This is a genomic window from Saccharibacillus sp. O23, from assembly GCF_002205895.1.
Taxonomy (GTDB): domain Bacteria; phylum Bacillota; class Bacilli; order Paenibacillales; family Paenibacillaceae; genus Saccharibacillus.
Map to the genome: position 1 here is coordinate 216,005 of NZ_NJDE01000010.1, position 14,775 is coordinate 230,779.

General features: G+C 56.6%; 15 protein-coding genes. All 15 read left to right on the plus strand.

What is annotated here, in order from left to right:
- The first annotated feature begins 320 nt into the window (after nt 1-320).
- The 15 genes from CDO73_RS14890 (at nt 321) to glyS (ending at nt 14,704) form a co-directional block, all read left to right on the plus strand.
- The gene (locus CDO73_RS14890) at nt 321-683 is read left to right on the plus strand and encodes a histidine triad nucleotide-binding protein (protein ID WP_088489313.1); all 363 of its coding nucleotides are present in this window, start codon (nt 321-323) and stop codon (nt 681-683) included.
- 213 nt (nt 684-896) lie between these two features.
- Nucleotides 897-1,070: a 30S ribosomal protein S21 gene (gene rpsU / locus CDO73_RS14895; protein ID WP_005547957.1), complete on the plus strand. Its 174-nt coding sequence runs from the start codon at nt 897-899 to the stop codon at nt 1,068-1,070.
- A gap of 173 nt (nt 1,071-1,243) precedes the next feature.
- The gene (locus tag CDO73_RS14900) at nt 1,244-1,687 is read left to right on the plus strand and encodes a GatB/YqeY domain-containing protein (RefSeq protein WP_088489485.1); all 444 of its coding nucleotides are present in this window, start codon (nt 1,244-1,246) and stop codon (nt 1,685-1,687) included.
- Between the two features lie 313 nt (nt 1,688-2,000).
- Nucleotides 2,001-2,837 carry an NfeD family protein gene (locus CDO73_RS14905; RefSeq protein WP_088489314.1) on the plus strand — a complete coding sequence of 279 codons (837 nt, stop codon included), beginning with the start codon at nt 2,001-2,003 and terminating at the stop codon, nt 2,835-2,837.
- Nucleotides 2,838-2,956: 119 nt separating this feature from the next.
- On the plus strand, nt 2,957-3,955 hold the full coding sequence (gene floA, locus CDO73_RS14910) for a flotillin-like protein FloA (RefSeq protein ID WP_088489315.1): 999 nt from the start codon (nt 2,957-2,959) through the stop codon (nt 3,953-3,955).
- Nucleotides 3,956-3,979: 24 nt separating this feature from the next.
- Complete coding sequence (locus CDO73_RS14915; RefSeq protein WP_088489316.1) at nt 3,980-4,516, plus strand: hypothetical protein; 537 nt, start codon at nt 3,980-3,982, stop codon at nt 4,514-4,516.
- A gap of 338 nt (nt 4,517-4,854) precedes the next feature.
- Nucleotides 4,855-5,826, plus strand: coding sequence for a PhoH family protein (locus tag CDO73_RS14920; protein ID WP_088489317.1), 972 nt, complete (start codon nt 4,855-4,857; stop codon nt 5,824-5,826).
- 70 nt (nt 5,827-5,896) lie between these two features.
- Nucleotides 5,897-8,134, plus strand: coding sequence for an HD family phosphohydrolase (locus CDO73_RS14925; protein ID WP_088489318.1), 2,238 nt, complete (start codon nt 5,897-5,899; stop codon nt 8,132-8,134).
- A 3-nt stretch (nt 8,135-8,137) separates the two neighbouring features.
- On the plus strand, nt 8,138-8,644 hold the full coding sequence (gene ybeY / locus CDO73_RS14930; RefSeq protein WP_088489319.1) for an rRNA maturation RNase YbeY: 507 nt from the start codon (nt 8,138-8,140) through the stop codon (nt 8,642-8,644).
- Nucleotides 8,644-9,030, plus strand: a complete 387-nt coding sequence (locus CDO73_RS14935) for a diacylglycerol kinase family protein (RefSeq protein WP_088489320.1) — start codon at nt 8,644-8,646, stop codon at nt 9,028-9,030. The genes ybeY and CDO73_RS14935 overlap by 1 nt, the downstream gene beginning before the upstream one ends.
- Before the next feature lie 187 nt (nt 9,031-9,217).
- Nucleotides 9,218-9,622, plus strand: coding sequence for a cytidine deaminase (locus CDO73_RS14940; RefSeq protein ID WP_088489486.1), 405 nt, complete (start codon nt 9,218-9,220; stop codon nt 9,620-9,622).
- Between the two features lie 67 nt (nt 9,623-9,689).
- Nucleotides 9,690-10,595 carry a GTPase Era gene (gene era, locus CDO73_RS14945; protein WP_088489321.1) on the plus strand — a complete coding sequence of 302 codons (906 nt, stop codon included), beginning with the start codon at nt 9,690-9,692 and terminating at the stop codon, nt 10,593-10,595.
- Nucleotides 10,596-11,354: a DNA repair protein RecO gene (gene recO / locus CDO73_RS14950; RefSeq protein ID WP_088489322.1), complete on the plus strand. Its 759-nt coding sequence runs from the start codon at nt 10,596-10,598 to the stop codon at nt 11,352-11,354.
- Nucleotides 11,355-11,726: 372 nt separating this feature from the next.
- The gene (gene glyQ / locus CDO73_RS14955; RefSeq protein ID WP_088489323.1) at nt 11,727-12,608 is read left to right on the plus strand and encodes a glycine--tRNA ligase subunit alpha; all 882 of its coding nucleotides are present in this window, start codon (nt 11,727-11,729) and stop codon (nt 12,606-12,608) included.
- Nucleotides 12,608-14,704 (plus strand): glycine--tRNA ligase subunit beta, encoded by a 2,097-nt coding sequence (glyS, locus tag CDO73_RS14960; protein ID WP_088489324.1) that lies wholly within the window; start codon nt 12,608-12,610, stop codon nt 14,702-14,704. Before glyQ ends, glyS begins: the two co-directional genes overlap by 1 nt.
- Nucleotides 14,705-14,775 lie beyond the last annotated feature (71 nt).

Below are 14,775 nucleotides of genomic sequence, written 5' to 3' on the forward strand. Positions count from 1 at the left end.
TTTGAATCACAGAGACAGATTCAAGTCGTTGTTATAATACAGTCAGCCGACATCATATGAGGAGTACCCCGATCCGCGATTTCGTCCGCGTTTGGTTCAAACGAGGCCGCGATCGCCGTTCAAGCGAGCGAATCCTTTTGGGATTTGCAGGGTGCTTCTTTTTTTTGTGTTTTTTCGAAATAGCCGGTACAATGGACGGAGCGAGCGGACGGACGTGCCCTACCGGATAGCCTCCGTTTCTCATACATACATTCCGGACGAACGCTTGAGCGGGCAAGCCGCCGCGCGACGCGCCGCCGGATGACCGAGGAGGAATACAGATGAGCGAGACGATTTTCACCAAAATTATCGAAGGCAGCATTCCGAGCAAAAAAGTGTTCGAAAACGAGCGGATCTATGCTTTTCACGATATCCAGCCCGCGGCGCCCGTGCACGTCCTGATCGTGCCGAAAAAGCCGATTCCGTCGTTGAACGAGATCGCGGACGAAGATTTGGCCGTGATCGGCGAGATCCATCGGGTCGCCGTGCAGTTGGCGAACGAGCTGGGCATCGCCGAGAGCGGATACCGTTTGATCAACAACTGCGGAGCGGACGGCGGTCAGACCGTCGCCCATCTGCATTTCCACCTGCTCGGCGGAGCGAAACTCGGAGCGTTGACGGGTTTATCCGGTTCGCACGCTTAAGCCGGGACGCGGAAGAACGCGGGCGTGCCGCCTTTCGATTCGCCGAACGACGAAGCGGATCGGAAACGGACAAACCGCCGTTTAAAGCGGTTGCGGCGAGATATCTATAGATTTCGTCTAGGCATTGACACGCAATTTAATTTTCGCTTATAATTAAAGTTGATTAACCGTGTTTATGCTCTTGGACGGTCTGGTCGGAGGGAGGGGAAACTGGTGTCTGAAACTAAAGTTCGCAAAAACGAGACTATTGATGCTGCTCTTCGCCGCTTCAAACGCTCGATCGCAAAAGACGGCGTTCTGGCTGAAGTGAAAAAGCGCAAGCATTACGAAAAGCCTAGCGTTAAGCGTAAGAAAAAGTCCGAGGCTGCTCGTAAAAGAAAGTTCTAAGATGTGTTCCTTTACCGCTCCGGCAATGGTTGCCTAATCGCATCGTCAGATGTGTTTTGGGTGGCTTTCTGCCGAGTACAGCGGCATATCACACATCATTAGATGTGTTTTAAGGAAGTCGTGCCGATTTTTTCGGCATGCAGCACATCATTAGTAGGAGGATTAGTAAGTCAATGAATCTTAGCGAACGATTGAACGAAGATATGAAACAAGCCATGCGGAGTAAGGATAAATTCAAACTCTCGACCATACGAATGATTCGCGCGACGATCAAGAATCAAGAGATCGATTTGAAGCGAACTTTGGATGACGCAGAAGTGCTTGACATTCTGAGTCGTGAGATCAAACAGCGCAAAGATGCCCTCCAAGAGTTTGAAAAAGCAGGTCGTGACGATTTGGCGGAGACTGTCAAAGCCGAAATCGAGATCGTTGCCGAATATCTTCCTACCCAGCTGAACGAAGAAGAAGTGAAAGCCATCGTACAGGAGACCATCCAGGAAACCGGTGCTTCTTCCAAAGCGGATATGGGTAAAGTCATGGCCGCTTTGATGCCAAAAGTCAAAGGCCGCGCCGACGGGAAGCTGGTTAACCAGACGGTTCAGCAGTACCTGCAATAAACAAACGTAACGAACACCCTTCCGATTTCGATCGGAAGGGTGTTTTTGTTGAGCGGAAAATTTCGTAAGACACGGATTTTTTTGAAACGCGAAGCCGAGATGAGCGTATAATACAGAGTAGAGACTCCGGTCAGCGCTTGTCTCTGATCTGAGAACGGTTTCGCCCGCCGGACAGGCATGTAAACTTGCGACTTTCCGGCGAACGTGAACCGATGATCGCAAACGGACAAGCCGGTCGCTTCTGCAATAAAGGGGATTGACAGGTACTTCTCGAGAATCGGGGAAAGACATCCGGAAGAAGGAGGGAGAACTGATGGATACACAAACGCGGTCCAAGTGGTGGGTAGGCATGGCGGCGGCGCTGTGGGGCATCGTCTGGCTCGTCGGTATTCCGCTGATCGTCTGTACATCTTTCGTTTCGACCGCATCGGCCGCAGGCGTGGCGGACACCGCGGGCGCGCCGGCGCAAGGAATGCTGGCGAGCGTCGCGGGATTCTTGACTCAGCCGGTCATGCTGACTCTGCTGCTGTTCATCGGATTGGCGGGAGTTGTAATCGAACTGTTGGTGCCGGGACTCATCTTCCCGGGGCTGCTCGGCGTTTGCGCGTTTATCCTGTACTTTTTCGCGAGTACGCTCGAAGGATTGGCGGGCCCTTACGTCTGGCTGCTGTTCGCGGCAGGAATCATTCTGATGGCGTTGGAAGTGTTTATTCCGAGCTTCGGCATTCTGGGACTGCTCGGAGGAGCTTCGTTGATAGGAGGAGTGATCATGGCGGCATGGGCAACGGGTCACGCTTTGCAAACGCTCGGAATCGCTTTCGTGCTGGCCGCTGCGGCGGTAGGAATCGTCGTATTCGTCTTTAAGGAACGCGGGATTTGGAATCGTTTTATTCTGAAAGACAGCCTGACTTCGGAAGCCGGTTACAACTCCGCGACGACCCGGTACGACTTGGTCGGACGCGACGGGGTATCGTTGACTCCGCTGCGGCCTTCGGGTACCGTCATGATCGACGGCGAACGGATCGACGTCGTGAGCGAAGGCGCGTTCATCGAGCGCGACAAAGCGATCACCATCGTCAAAGCCGAAGGCGGAAGAGTCGTCGTGCAGGAGAAATGGCACAGCGGATTGGGACCTATCGAACCGATCTGATGCCTCGACGTTCCGAAGACGGAGAGTGAAGCAACATCGGCACGACAACATAACGTCCCGCCTGCGTGCTGAACCGTGTTTTCGGGCGCGGCGGAACGTTCACTTTTGGAGGGATACTTATGGACGCTGTTTGGATCACGCCGCTGTTGATTATCGTGGTGGGCATTATCTTGTTGAGCGTATTCTTTAGCTTTTTCCCGGTAGCGCTGTGGATTTCGGCGCTCGCGTCGGGGCTTCGGATCGGGATCATCACGCTGGTCGCGATGCGCCTGCGGCGCGTAACGCCGGCCCGGATCGTCAACCCGATGATCAAAGCGCACAAAGCGGGAATCAGCTTGACCATCAACCAATTGGAAAGTCACTACTTGGCCGGCGGTAACGTCGATCGCGTCGTCAACGCGCTGATCGCCGCTCACCGCGCGAACATTCCGCTCGAATTCGAACGCGCGGCCGCGATCGACCTGGCGGGCCGGGACGTTCTGCAAGCCGTGCAAATGAGCGTTAACCCTCGCGTTATCGAGACGCCGAGCGTATCGGCCGTGGCGCGCAACGGGATCGAAGTCGTCGTTATCGCGCGGGTAACCGTTCGCGCGAACATCGACCGTCTCGTCGGCGGCGCCGGCGAAGAAACGATTATCGCCCGCGTAGGCGAAGGCATCGTAACGACCGTAGGTTCGAGCGACACGCACAAAGAAGTCTTGGAGAACCCGGACAAGATCTCGCGCACCGTATTGGAAAAAGGTCTCGATGCTGGCACGGCATTCGAAATCTTGTCGATCGATATCGCGGACGTCGACGTGGGCAAAAACATCGGCGCTTTCCTGCAAACGGAACAAGCGGAAGCCGACAAACGCATCGCTCAGGCGAAAGCGGAAGAACGCCGCGCGATGGCCGTAGCGGAAGAACAAGAGATGAACGCGCGCGTCGTCGAGATGAGAGCGCGGGTCGTCGAAGCGGAATCGCAGGTGCCGGTCGCCATGGCCGAAGCGCTTCGCGGCGGCAAAATGGGCGTCATGGATTATTTGAACATGAAAAACATCGAAGCGGACACCGAGATGCGCGGATCGCTCGGCGGAACCAACGTCACTCATGTCGATAACGATTCGACGCGCAAGTAAGAGGCAAAACAGGAGGGGAACAGTATGCCCCAATTTTTCGAATGGATCATGAGCCACTTTTTTATCGTCGTGATTATCGCGGGCGCGCTGCTCTCCGTGTTCGGCAAAAGAAACGCCAAACCTAACGGCAGCGAGCCGTTCGGCGGACGCGCGGCTTCCCGGCAAAACCCGGCTCCTCGGCAAAATCCGGCTCCCCGCCAGATTCAGTCTTCGGGTCGGGAGGAACAGCGGCGTTCTCCGTTCGCGGGCGCGCCGTCGCCGAACGAAGCGAATTCGGGCAATCGAAAAAGCCTTTCCGCCCAACGTTCGGCCGAGCAGCGGACGATGCACGGGCGTTCGCGAAGCGTCGAAAACGCGGCCAAAGAAATCGAACGCGCGGTTGCGGGGACGGCGTCCCCGAACGACCCGGCTTCCGGAAAAAAGACTCCCGCGAAGTCCGCTCCCGTTTCTTCGCGATCGTTGTCTGCCGCTTCGGCCGACGAGCTGCGCAAAGGCGTGATGTGGGCCGAGATCCTCGGCGCTCCTCGCGCCCGCAAACCTCATTCTTCCGGACGCAGATAATTCTGCGAAGCCGCCGTTTCCGGACGGCGGAACGGCCGGTCTTTTCCGTCGCCAACGGAGGAGACCGGCTTTGGGCTTTTTCGAGGCAAAAAGCCCGACCCGAAATCTTTTGCATGGGGCCTCTTAGAATGGTAAAGTTGAGGAATAACAACCTGTACCCGTAGTTTGTCTTCACTTGAGGCCGCAGCCGCTTCGGATCGTTTCCGCGAAATTCGAACGAAACGGGCGCACGGCATGCGGATCGGGAAAAGACGACGTTCCGGACGCCTTTACGGATTCCGGTGCCTCGGCGCAAGCCGAAAGCGGACGAATAAGCGATTAAGGGAGACTGAGAGCTTTTGACAGAACAGACGAGAAGCATCAAGATTCCGCTGCATAACGCGGGAGAAGGATTGGCCCTGTTTGGTCCGCAGGATACCTACCTCAAATTGATCGAACGGCAGTTCGACGCGCGCATCGACAGCCGCGAAGAAGAAATCGCCATCCACGGACCGCAGCAGGAAACCGATCAGTTGGAGCAGTTGTTCGACGTGCTGCTGCAATTGGTCCGCAACGGATACAATCTGACGGAACGCGACGTTCAATACGCGCTCGATCTGGCAAAAGATTTTCGCGCCGATCAGCTGCTGGACTTGTTCAAAGGAGAAATCGCCGTTACGTTTCGCGGCAAGCCGATTCGTCCGAAGACGATCGGGCAAAAACATTACATTACGACCATCAAGAAAAAAGACATCGTGTTCGGCATCGGCCCCGCCGGTACCGGCAAAACATATCTGGCCGTCGTGCTGGCCGTGACCGCGCTGAAAGAAGGATTGGTCAAACGCATCGTCTTGACCCGGCCTGCCGTCGAAGCCGGGGAAAGTCTCGGTTTCTTGCCGGGCGATCTGCAGGAGAAAGTCGATCCTTACCTGCGCCCGCTGTACGACGCGCTGTATGACGTCATGGGGACGGAACAGGTCGCCAAAGCGCTGGAACGCGGCTTGATCGAGATCGCTCCGCTTGCGTATATGCGCGGACGTACGCTCGACGATTCGTTTATCATTTTGGACGAAGCCCAGAACACCACGCCGGAGCAGATGAAGATGTTCCTGACGCGGCTCGGTTTCGGTTCGAAAATGGTCATCACCGGCGACGTGACGCAGATCGACCTGCCGCGCGGCAAAAAGTCGGGTCTGGTCGAAGCCCGTCTCGTGCTGAGCGAGATCGGCGACATCGGGTTCGTGACTTTCGCTCAAGAAGACGTCGTGCGGCATTCGCTCGTACAGAAGATTATCGTGGCTTATGAAAAGGCGGCCGAAAGCATCGAATAGAAGCCGACCTGACGAAAGCGAAATCCCGGCAGCCGTCGGGCTTTCGCAATAATACCGGAGGTCTTTCCATATGGCTTCAAAAGAGAAGTGGAAAAGCAAAACCGATCCCAAGCTGTCCGGGTGGAAAAACAGCCGCGCCGTCAAGCTGTCGTTATTCGCGCTGCTGACGCTGATGTTCTACGTCGGCTTGGCGCCCAAGCTGCTGCCCGAGAAATACGATATTCAGGTCAATATGCCGAGCGACAAAGAAATTCTCGCTCCGGCGCAGATTCCCAACAGCAAAGCGACGCTGCAAGCTCAAGAAGAAGCGGCCGAGAAAGTCCAGCAGATCTACCGGATCGTGCCGCTTCGCAACGACGCGCTGCTCAGTCAACTGCTCGATCGGATCGATACGCTCAATCAGGACGATCAATTGACGGAAGCGAACAAGATCGAGATTTACAAAGAAGAACTGCCGCAGAAAGTCAACCAGTTCATGGCGAACACCATTCGCAATATCGGGAATAACGGCGCTTATGCGGCGGCGCTGCTTCAAGAAGTTCGAACGCGCGTAAACGAGCAGGAATACGATATTCCGGAAGAGACCTTCTATAAGATTCCGTCGCTTACTTCCGTGCAGATTCAGCAGATGAAAGCGGAAGCGACGGGAATCGTGTCCCGCCTGATGAGCGATCCGGTCACGGACGCCCAGACGGCTCGCGCGCAGGTGGCGGAGTTCGTCAGCCGCAGCACGTTGACCGACCGGACGTCGCGCGAAGTCGTGCAGGAACTGATCAAGCTGTCGATTACGCCGAACCGGTTCTACGACGAGGAAGCGACCAAAGAAGCGGCGGTCGAAGCGCGCGAGAATACGGAGACGGTCTATATCGAGCAGGGCGACGTACTCGTGCAGCGAGGCGAGACGATCACGCAGGATATGTACAATCTGCTCAAAGAAAACGATATGTTGAAAACGGAAATCAATTATTGGCCGCAGTTCGGCCTGCTTCTGCTGTCCGGCTTGCTGGCTTGGGGAACGTTCCTGTTTACCCGGCAGAGCGTCGGACAATTCCAGTACAGCAATCCGCAGCTTCTGATGATCGTGCTGATCTACTTTATCATGTTGATCGCCATGCATCTGACGGCGCTCGTGCAGAGCGATACGTCGAGATACGTCGGGTATCTGGCTCCCGTCGCGATCGGCTGCACGCTGATCACGCTGCTGCTGAATAATTCTTTCGCTTATTTCAGCGCCATCATCTTCTCGATTCTGGCCAGCATCGTGCTGAACGCGGGGCAATCGGGAAGCGGAATCTTCGATTTCCATTTCGGATTCTATACGCTGGTCGTCTCTTACGCCGCCATCTTTACGGTGCATCGCGCCAGCCAGCGTTCGACGATTCTGAAAGCCGGGATCATGGTCAGTTTGTTCGGCGCGTTAAGCGTGCTCGCGCTTGCGCTGATCGGAACGGCCGAACCGGATCGCAATACGATCTTATATCCGGCCGCGTTCGCTTTGGCTTCCGGGCTGCTGACCGCCATTCTGGCGATCGGACTGATGCCGTTCTTCGAAGTGACGTTCGGCATCTTGTCGGCGCTTAAGCTGGTCGAACTGTCCAATCCGAACCATCCGCTGCTTCGCAAACTGTTGATCGAGACGCCGGGCACGTATCACCACAGCGTCATGGTCGGCAATTTGTCGGAAGCGGCGGCCGAAGCGATCGGAGCGAACGGGTTGTTATGCCGGGTAGGTTCGTATTATCACGATATCGGCAAGACCAAACGGCCGAGTTATTTTATCGAAAATCAGACCAATATCGAAAATCCGCACGACTCCATCGATCCGAAGCTGAGCAAGTCGATCATCATCGCCCACGCTCGCGACGGCGTCGAGATGCAGAAGGAGTATAAGCTGCCCAAGCGCATTCGCGATATCGCGGAACAGCATCACGGCACGACGTTCTTGTATTTCTTTTACCAGAAAGCGTTGAAGCAGGCGGAAGAGCGCGGCGTCGAACCCGACTTTACCGAAGCGGACTTCCGTTATCCGGGACCGAAAGCCCAATCGAAGGAAGCGGCCGTCGTCGGGATCGCCGACAGCGTCGAAGCAGCGGTACGCTCGCTGCATAAACCGACGATCGAACAAGTCGAATCGATGATCGGCAAGATCATCAAGAGCCGTCTGGACGATCAGCAGTTCAACGAATGCGATATCACGCTCAAAGAACTGGACGTGGTCGCCAAGACGCTCAAGGAAGCGGTAATGGGAATTTTCCACTCGCGGATCGAGTATCCCGAAGAGGTCAAGCCCAAGACAAAGGAGAATTGAAGCATGAGTTTGCGACTGGAATGGAGCAACGAACAAGAAGGTTACGAAATCGGGGAAGCGCTCGTCGGGCAGCTGCATAAGCTGCTCGAGACGGCCGGCCAAGCGGAAGGGGTAACGGAAGGCGAAGTGGCGCTTACCTTCGTCGACGACGAAGAAATCCACCGCTTGAACAAAGAATTCCGCAATATCGACCGTCCGACCGACGTCCTGTCGTTCGCGATGCGCGAGTCGGCGGGCGACGAGCCGGAGATCACGTACGAGATCGAAGAAGGCGAAGACGCGGAATTCGGCCCCGAATTGGACGAAATGTTGGGCGATATCATTATCTCCGTGCCGCGCGCGATCGCGCAGAGCGAAGACTACGGCCATTCGGTCGAGCGGGAGATCGGGTTCCTTTTCGTCCACGGATTTCTGCATCTGCTCGGCTACGACCATCAGACGCCGGAAGACGAAGCGGTGATGATGGGCAAACAGGAAGCCGCGCTTCAGCAAATCGGGCTGACGCGCTGATGGAGAAGCGGCGTACCTGGGGAGACGTATTCCGGAATGCTTGGGACGGCGTGCGCGCGACGGCTTCGACGGAGCGGAATTTCAAAGTTCATCTGGCGCTCAGCGCGGCCGTGCTGCTTCTCGGGGGGCTGCTGCGGGTGCCGCGGCTGGAATGGGGGCTGCTGTGTCTCGCGATCGGATTGGTGCTGTCTGCCGAACTGATGAATACCGCCGTGGAAGCGGCCGTCAACTTGACTGTGGGAGAACGGATTCATCCGCTGGCGAAAAAAGCCAAGGACGCCGCCGCGGGAGCCGTTCTGGCTTCCGCGTTTTTTGCCGCCGTGATCGGAGCGATCGTATTCCTGCCGCCGCTGCTGGAATGGGCTCGCGCGCTCGGTTGGCTGTAGGTTCGGGCGCGAAAAGAGCCGCGTTTCGCGCCGGACGCCGAAACGAACGCGAAACTTCGAGGCAAGCGGGACTGGTCGCGGAGCGTGCGCATGTGTACAATGGAATTCACCTCTATCGCTTTCGCCGGGCGGAAGCGGCAGAAGGACTTACAGGGATAGACGGAGAGGGGCAAGAACAAGAATGACGATGAATCCGGCCGAATTGATTCAAGAGGCGATTCAAGCCCGCGAGAAGGCTTACGTGCCTTATTCGGGATTTAAAGTAGGCGCGGCGCTGCTCGACGAAGACGGGCACGTGCATCACGGCTGCAATATCGAGAACGCGGCGTACGGACCTTCCAACTGCGCGGAACGGACCGCTTTGTTCAGCGCGGTGGCGAACGGGCGTCGACCGGGCAGCTTCAAGATGCTGGCCGTCGTCGGCGATACGGACGGACCGATCGCGCCTTGCGGCGTCTGCCGGCAGGTGCTGGTCGAACTCTGCAAGCCGGACATGCCGGTCATTCTGGGCAACCTGAACGGAGAACTCCGCGAAACGACGATTCGGGAACTGCTTCCGGACGCGTTCGGGCCGTGGGATCTGGACAAATAGATTCGTAAGCAACGACTCGAATCCATCGAGGATCGACAGGGCATAAGACATCAAGAGGAGGAATAAGATGGTCAGCAAAAAAGGCTTCAAATCCGGATTCGTCGCGATCGTCGGACGGCCGAACGTCGGCAAATCGACGCTGATGAATCAGATCATCGGGCAGAAGATCGCGATCATGTCCGATAAACCGCAGACGACTCGCAACAAAATCCACGGGGTCTATACGGACGAAAACAAACAAATCGTATTCTTGGATACGCCGGGGATTCACAAACGCCAGTCCAAGCTCGGCGATTTCATGAATACGACGGCTCTGAACACGCTGGGCGAAGTCGAAGCGGCGCTGTTTCTGGTCGACGCTTCCGAAGGTATCGGCGGCGGAGACCGCTATATCATCGAACAGCTCGGCAAGATCAAGACGCCGGTGTTCCTGATTCTGAACAAGATCGATCTGATCGAACCGGAAGCGCTGCTTCCGCTGATCGAGACGTACCGCAAACTGTACGAGTTCGCGGAGATCGTGCCGATCTCGGCCAAGCTGGGCAGCAACGTCAATACGCTGATGGAACAACTGGGCAAATACTTGCCGGAAGGTCCGCAGTATTATCCGGAAGACCAGATCACGGATCACCCGGAGCAGTTCGTCATCGCCGAACTGATTCGCGAAAAGATTCTTCAGATGACCCGCGAAGAAGTGCCGCATTCCATCGCCGTGACCATCGAAGACATGAAGGTACAGGAGAACGGCATCGTATACGTGGGCGCCGTGATCTTCGTGGAACGCGATTCGCAGAAAGGGATCGTGATCGGCAAACAGGGCGTCATGCTGAAGGAAGTCGGCAAGCGCGCGCGTCAGGACATCGAGAACCTGCTCGGTTCGAAGATTTTCTTGGAGCTGTGGGTCAAGGTCAAAAAGGACTGGCGCAACCAAGACCGCGTACTGCGCGATCTGGGCTTCCACCGGGACGCCTAGATGCTGTACCGTCTCGAAGGAATCGTCATCCGGGCGATGGACTACGGGGAGACGAACAAGATCATTACGCTCTGCACGCAGACGCACGGCAAGATCGGCGTGCTCGTTCGTGGAGCCAAGAAGGTCAAAAGCCGCCATGCTTCGCTGACCGAACCTTTTACGTACGGCGTGTTCAGCTTTTTTCGGGGCGGAAGCGGCCTCGGCACGCTGAACGACGGCGAGATCTACGAATCCAATCATAAATTGCGCGAAGATCTGATGCTGGCCGCTTACGGAGCGTATGCTTGCGAGTTGATCGATCGGGGGCTGCACGACGAAGACACGGGCAACTTCTGGTTCGAACAGCTGCTGGCTTTTCTGAACGGGATGCGCGAAGGCAAAGATCCGGAAGTCATGATGCGGTTGTTCGAGATGAAGATGCTCCAAGCGGCCGGTTACGGTCCGGAACTGGAGATCTGTTCGGCCAGCCAGCGTCCGGTCGAAGGCGATGCGTTTATCAGCCCGAGGCTCGGCGGCGTGCTCAGCGTGCCGTTTCGCGCCGCCGACCCTTATGCCGTGCATGTCAGCGCCCGGGCGCTGTCGCTGCTTCGGGTCTTCGCCAAGTTGGATCTGCGGCGTCTGGGCAACGTGGACGTCAAACCCGAGACCAAAGCGGAACTCAAAAACGTGATGGAAGCTTTGATGCGCGAGCATGTCGGCACCAACTTCAAATCCAAACGTTTCCTCGACCAGATGGAGAACTACGGCTTTGACAAATAAGGCGGTCCGTCTTACAATAAAGGAACATTGCTGAAAGTTGCGTTAAAGCGTTGAACGGAAAGCATGCGGACGTTTTTTTTCGGACCAGTGAGCAGCGATTCGGGGAGAGTGCAAGCCCGGCAGGTCGGATTCCGTATGCATAGGCATTTCCCGGAGCTGGCGCGGCATGAAGCGTTCGGAAAAGAGGAATGCGGCCTTGCCGGAGACGGCTTCGCATTCAAGTAGGGTGGAACCGCGGGGTGTTAAAGGTATCGCAGATGCCTGAATTGACTCTCGTCCCTACGTCTGTCCAATCAGGCGTAAGGATGGGGGTTTTTTGCGTGCAAAAACTCCGTCCGATCAGCCGATCATTATCGCAAAGGGGTGCTCCAAATGAATTTTCAAACCATGATCCTGACGCTTCAGCAGTTCTGGGCGGAACAAGGATGCATCAACGCGCAGCCGTACGATACGGAAAAAGGCGCGGGCACGATGAACCCGATGACGTACCTGCGCTCGCTCGGCCCCGAGCCGTGGAAAGTGGCTTACGTCGAACCTTCCCGCCGTCCTTCCGACGGTCGTTACGGCGAGAACCCGAACCGGTTGTACCAGCATCACCAATTCCAAGTCATCATCAAGCCTTCCCCCGACAATATTCAAGAATTGTATCTGGAGAGCTTGAAAGCGCTCGGCGTCGATCCGCTGATTCACGACATTCGGTTCGTCGAAGACAACTGGGAGAATCCGACGCTCGGCTGCGCGGGACTCGGTTGGGAAGTGTGGTTGGACGGCATGGAAATCACGCAGTTTACGTATTTCCAACAGGTCGGCGGTCTCGAAACGAATCCGGTCGCGGTCGAGATCACGTACGGCATGGAACGTCTGGCTTCCTATATTCAAGATAAAGAGAACGTGTTCGAGCTGGAATACGTCAAAGGCATGACCTACGGCGACGTTTATCATCAAGCGGAATACGAGCATTCCAAATACACGTTCGAATTGTCCGACGTGAAGATGCTGTTCACCCTGTTCAACATGTACGAGCAGGAAGCGGCGCGCGCAATGAACGAAGGCCTTGTTTTCCCGGCGTACGACTACGTGCTCAAATGTTCCCACACGTTCAACCTGCTCGACGCGCGCGGCGCGATCAGCGTGACGGAACGTACGGGCTATATTACACGGGTGCGCAATCTGGCCCGCAAAGTCGCGGCGACTTACGTCGAAGAGCGCGAGAAGCTCGGCTTCCCGCTGATCAAGAAAGGAGAGGAAGCCTAATGGCAAAAGATCTGCTGCTGGAGATCGGACTGGAAGAGGTGCCGGCTCGCTTCCTGCGCGCGGCGATGAACCAACTGCGCGAGAAAACGGAAAAATGGTTGGACGCTTCGCGTCTGAGTTACGATAAAGTCGAAGCTTACGCAACGCCTCGCCGTCTGGTCGTATTGGCTCGCGGCGTCGCGGAAAAACAAGACGACGTGAACGAAGAAGTCAAAGGCCCTTCGCGCAAAATCGCGGTGGACGCGAACGGCGAATGGACCAAAGCGGCGCTCGGATTCGCCCGCAGCCAAGGCGTGGACGCCGGCGACTTCACGTTCAAAGAATTGGCGGGCGTCGAGTACATCTACGCGACCAAAAGCCTGAACGGACAAGAGACGTCTTCGCTGCTGCCGGAAGGTCTCAAAAGCATCATCACGTCGATGACGTTCCCGAAAAATATGCGTTGGGGCGCTTACGATTTCAAATTCATTCGTCCGATCCGTTGGATGGTCGCTTTGTTCGGCGAAGAGATCGTGCCGTTCGAGATTACGGACGTCGAGACGGGCCGCGTATCGCGCGGACATCGTTTCTTGGGCGGCGAAACGTCGATCGCCTCGGCGGCCGATTACGCCGAAGCGCTGCGCGCCCAGCACGTGCTGGTGGACGTGGAAGAGCGCGAAGCGCTGATCCTGAAGCAAATTCGCGAGCTGGCCGAAGAGAAAAGCTGGAATATCCAGATCAAAGACGATCTGCTCGAAGAGGTATTGTTCCTCGTCGAGACGCCGACGGCGCTGTTCGGCACGTTCGAAGAATCTTTCTTGAACATTCCGCAGGACGTGCTGATCACTTCGATGAGAGAACATCAACGCTACTTCCCGGTACTGGACGCGCAAGGCAAGCTGCTGCCGTTCTTCGTGACGGTCCGCAACGGCGACGCCAGATCGCTGGACGTCATCGCCAAAGGCAACGAGAAAGTGCTGCGCGCCCGTCTGTCGGACGCCAAGTTCTTCTACGAAGAAGACCAGAAGGTGCAAATCAAGGACTTCCTGTCCAAGCTCGAGACCGTCGTATTCCACGAAGAACTGGGCAGCACCGGCGATAAAGTGCGCCGTATTCGTCAAACGGCGGACAAGATCGCCGAGCTGTTGAATCTGGACAGCGAAGACGCGCAGGACGTCAGCCGCGCGGCCGACATCTGCAAGTTCGACCTCGTAACGCAGATGGTGTACGAGTTCCCCGAACTGCAAGGCGTCATGGGCGAAGACTACGCGCGTAAAGCCGGAGAGAAAGAATCCGTCGCGCGCGCCGTGTTCGAACATTATCAACCGCGCTTCGCGGGCGAATCCGTACCGGCTTCCATCGTGGGCTCGGTCGTCAGCCTCGCGGACAAGATGGACGCGATCGTCGGATTCTTCGGCATCGGCATCATTCCGACCGGCTCGCAGGACCCTTACGCGCTGCGCCGCCAAGCGGCCGGCATCGTGCAGATTCTGCTCGATCACAAGCTGGATCTGACGCTGGACCGATTGTTCGATCTGTCGATCGCGGTTCACGAACAGGCGGGCAACCTCAAGCGTTCGGCGGAAGAAGTCCGCAAAGACCTGAACGACTTCTTCGAACTGCGCGTCAAAAAGCTGCTGTCCGACGATCTGCGTTACGACGTGGTGGACGCGGTCATCGCGGCCGGATTCGGCGATATTCCGGCAGTCGTGTCGCGCGGCGAGGCCTTGATGAAAGCCGTGCGCGAAGACGCGACCTTCAAAGAAACGGCGGATTCGTTCACGCGGACGAGCAACTTGGCCGCGAAAGCCGATTCGCGCGAAGTGAATCCGGAGCTGTTCGAAGGCGAGCCGGAACGCGAGCTGTTCGAATCTTGGCAGCTGCTGCACGGTCAGCAGGAGACTTGGGCTTATGCCGAAGAAGAAGGTCACATGAGCGCGGCCGAAGCGGAACTGACGGCGCTGGCAGGTCTCAAGCAGCCGATTACGACGTTCTTCGATCGGGTAATGGTAATGGCGGAGGACGAGAAAGTACGCGCCAACCGTCTGGCGCTGCTTGCCGCGATCGACGGCGATCTGAAGCGATTTGCCGACTTCGGCAAACTGGTTTGGCAGTAAGCGAGAAGGTTCGCGTACGCCGCTTATAATAAACAACGATACGGAATCTTTCCCGCACAGAGAGCAGGACC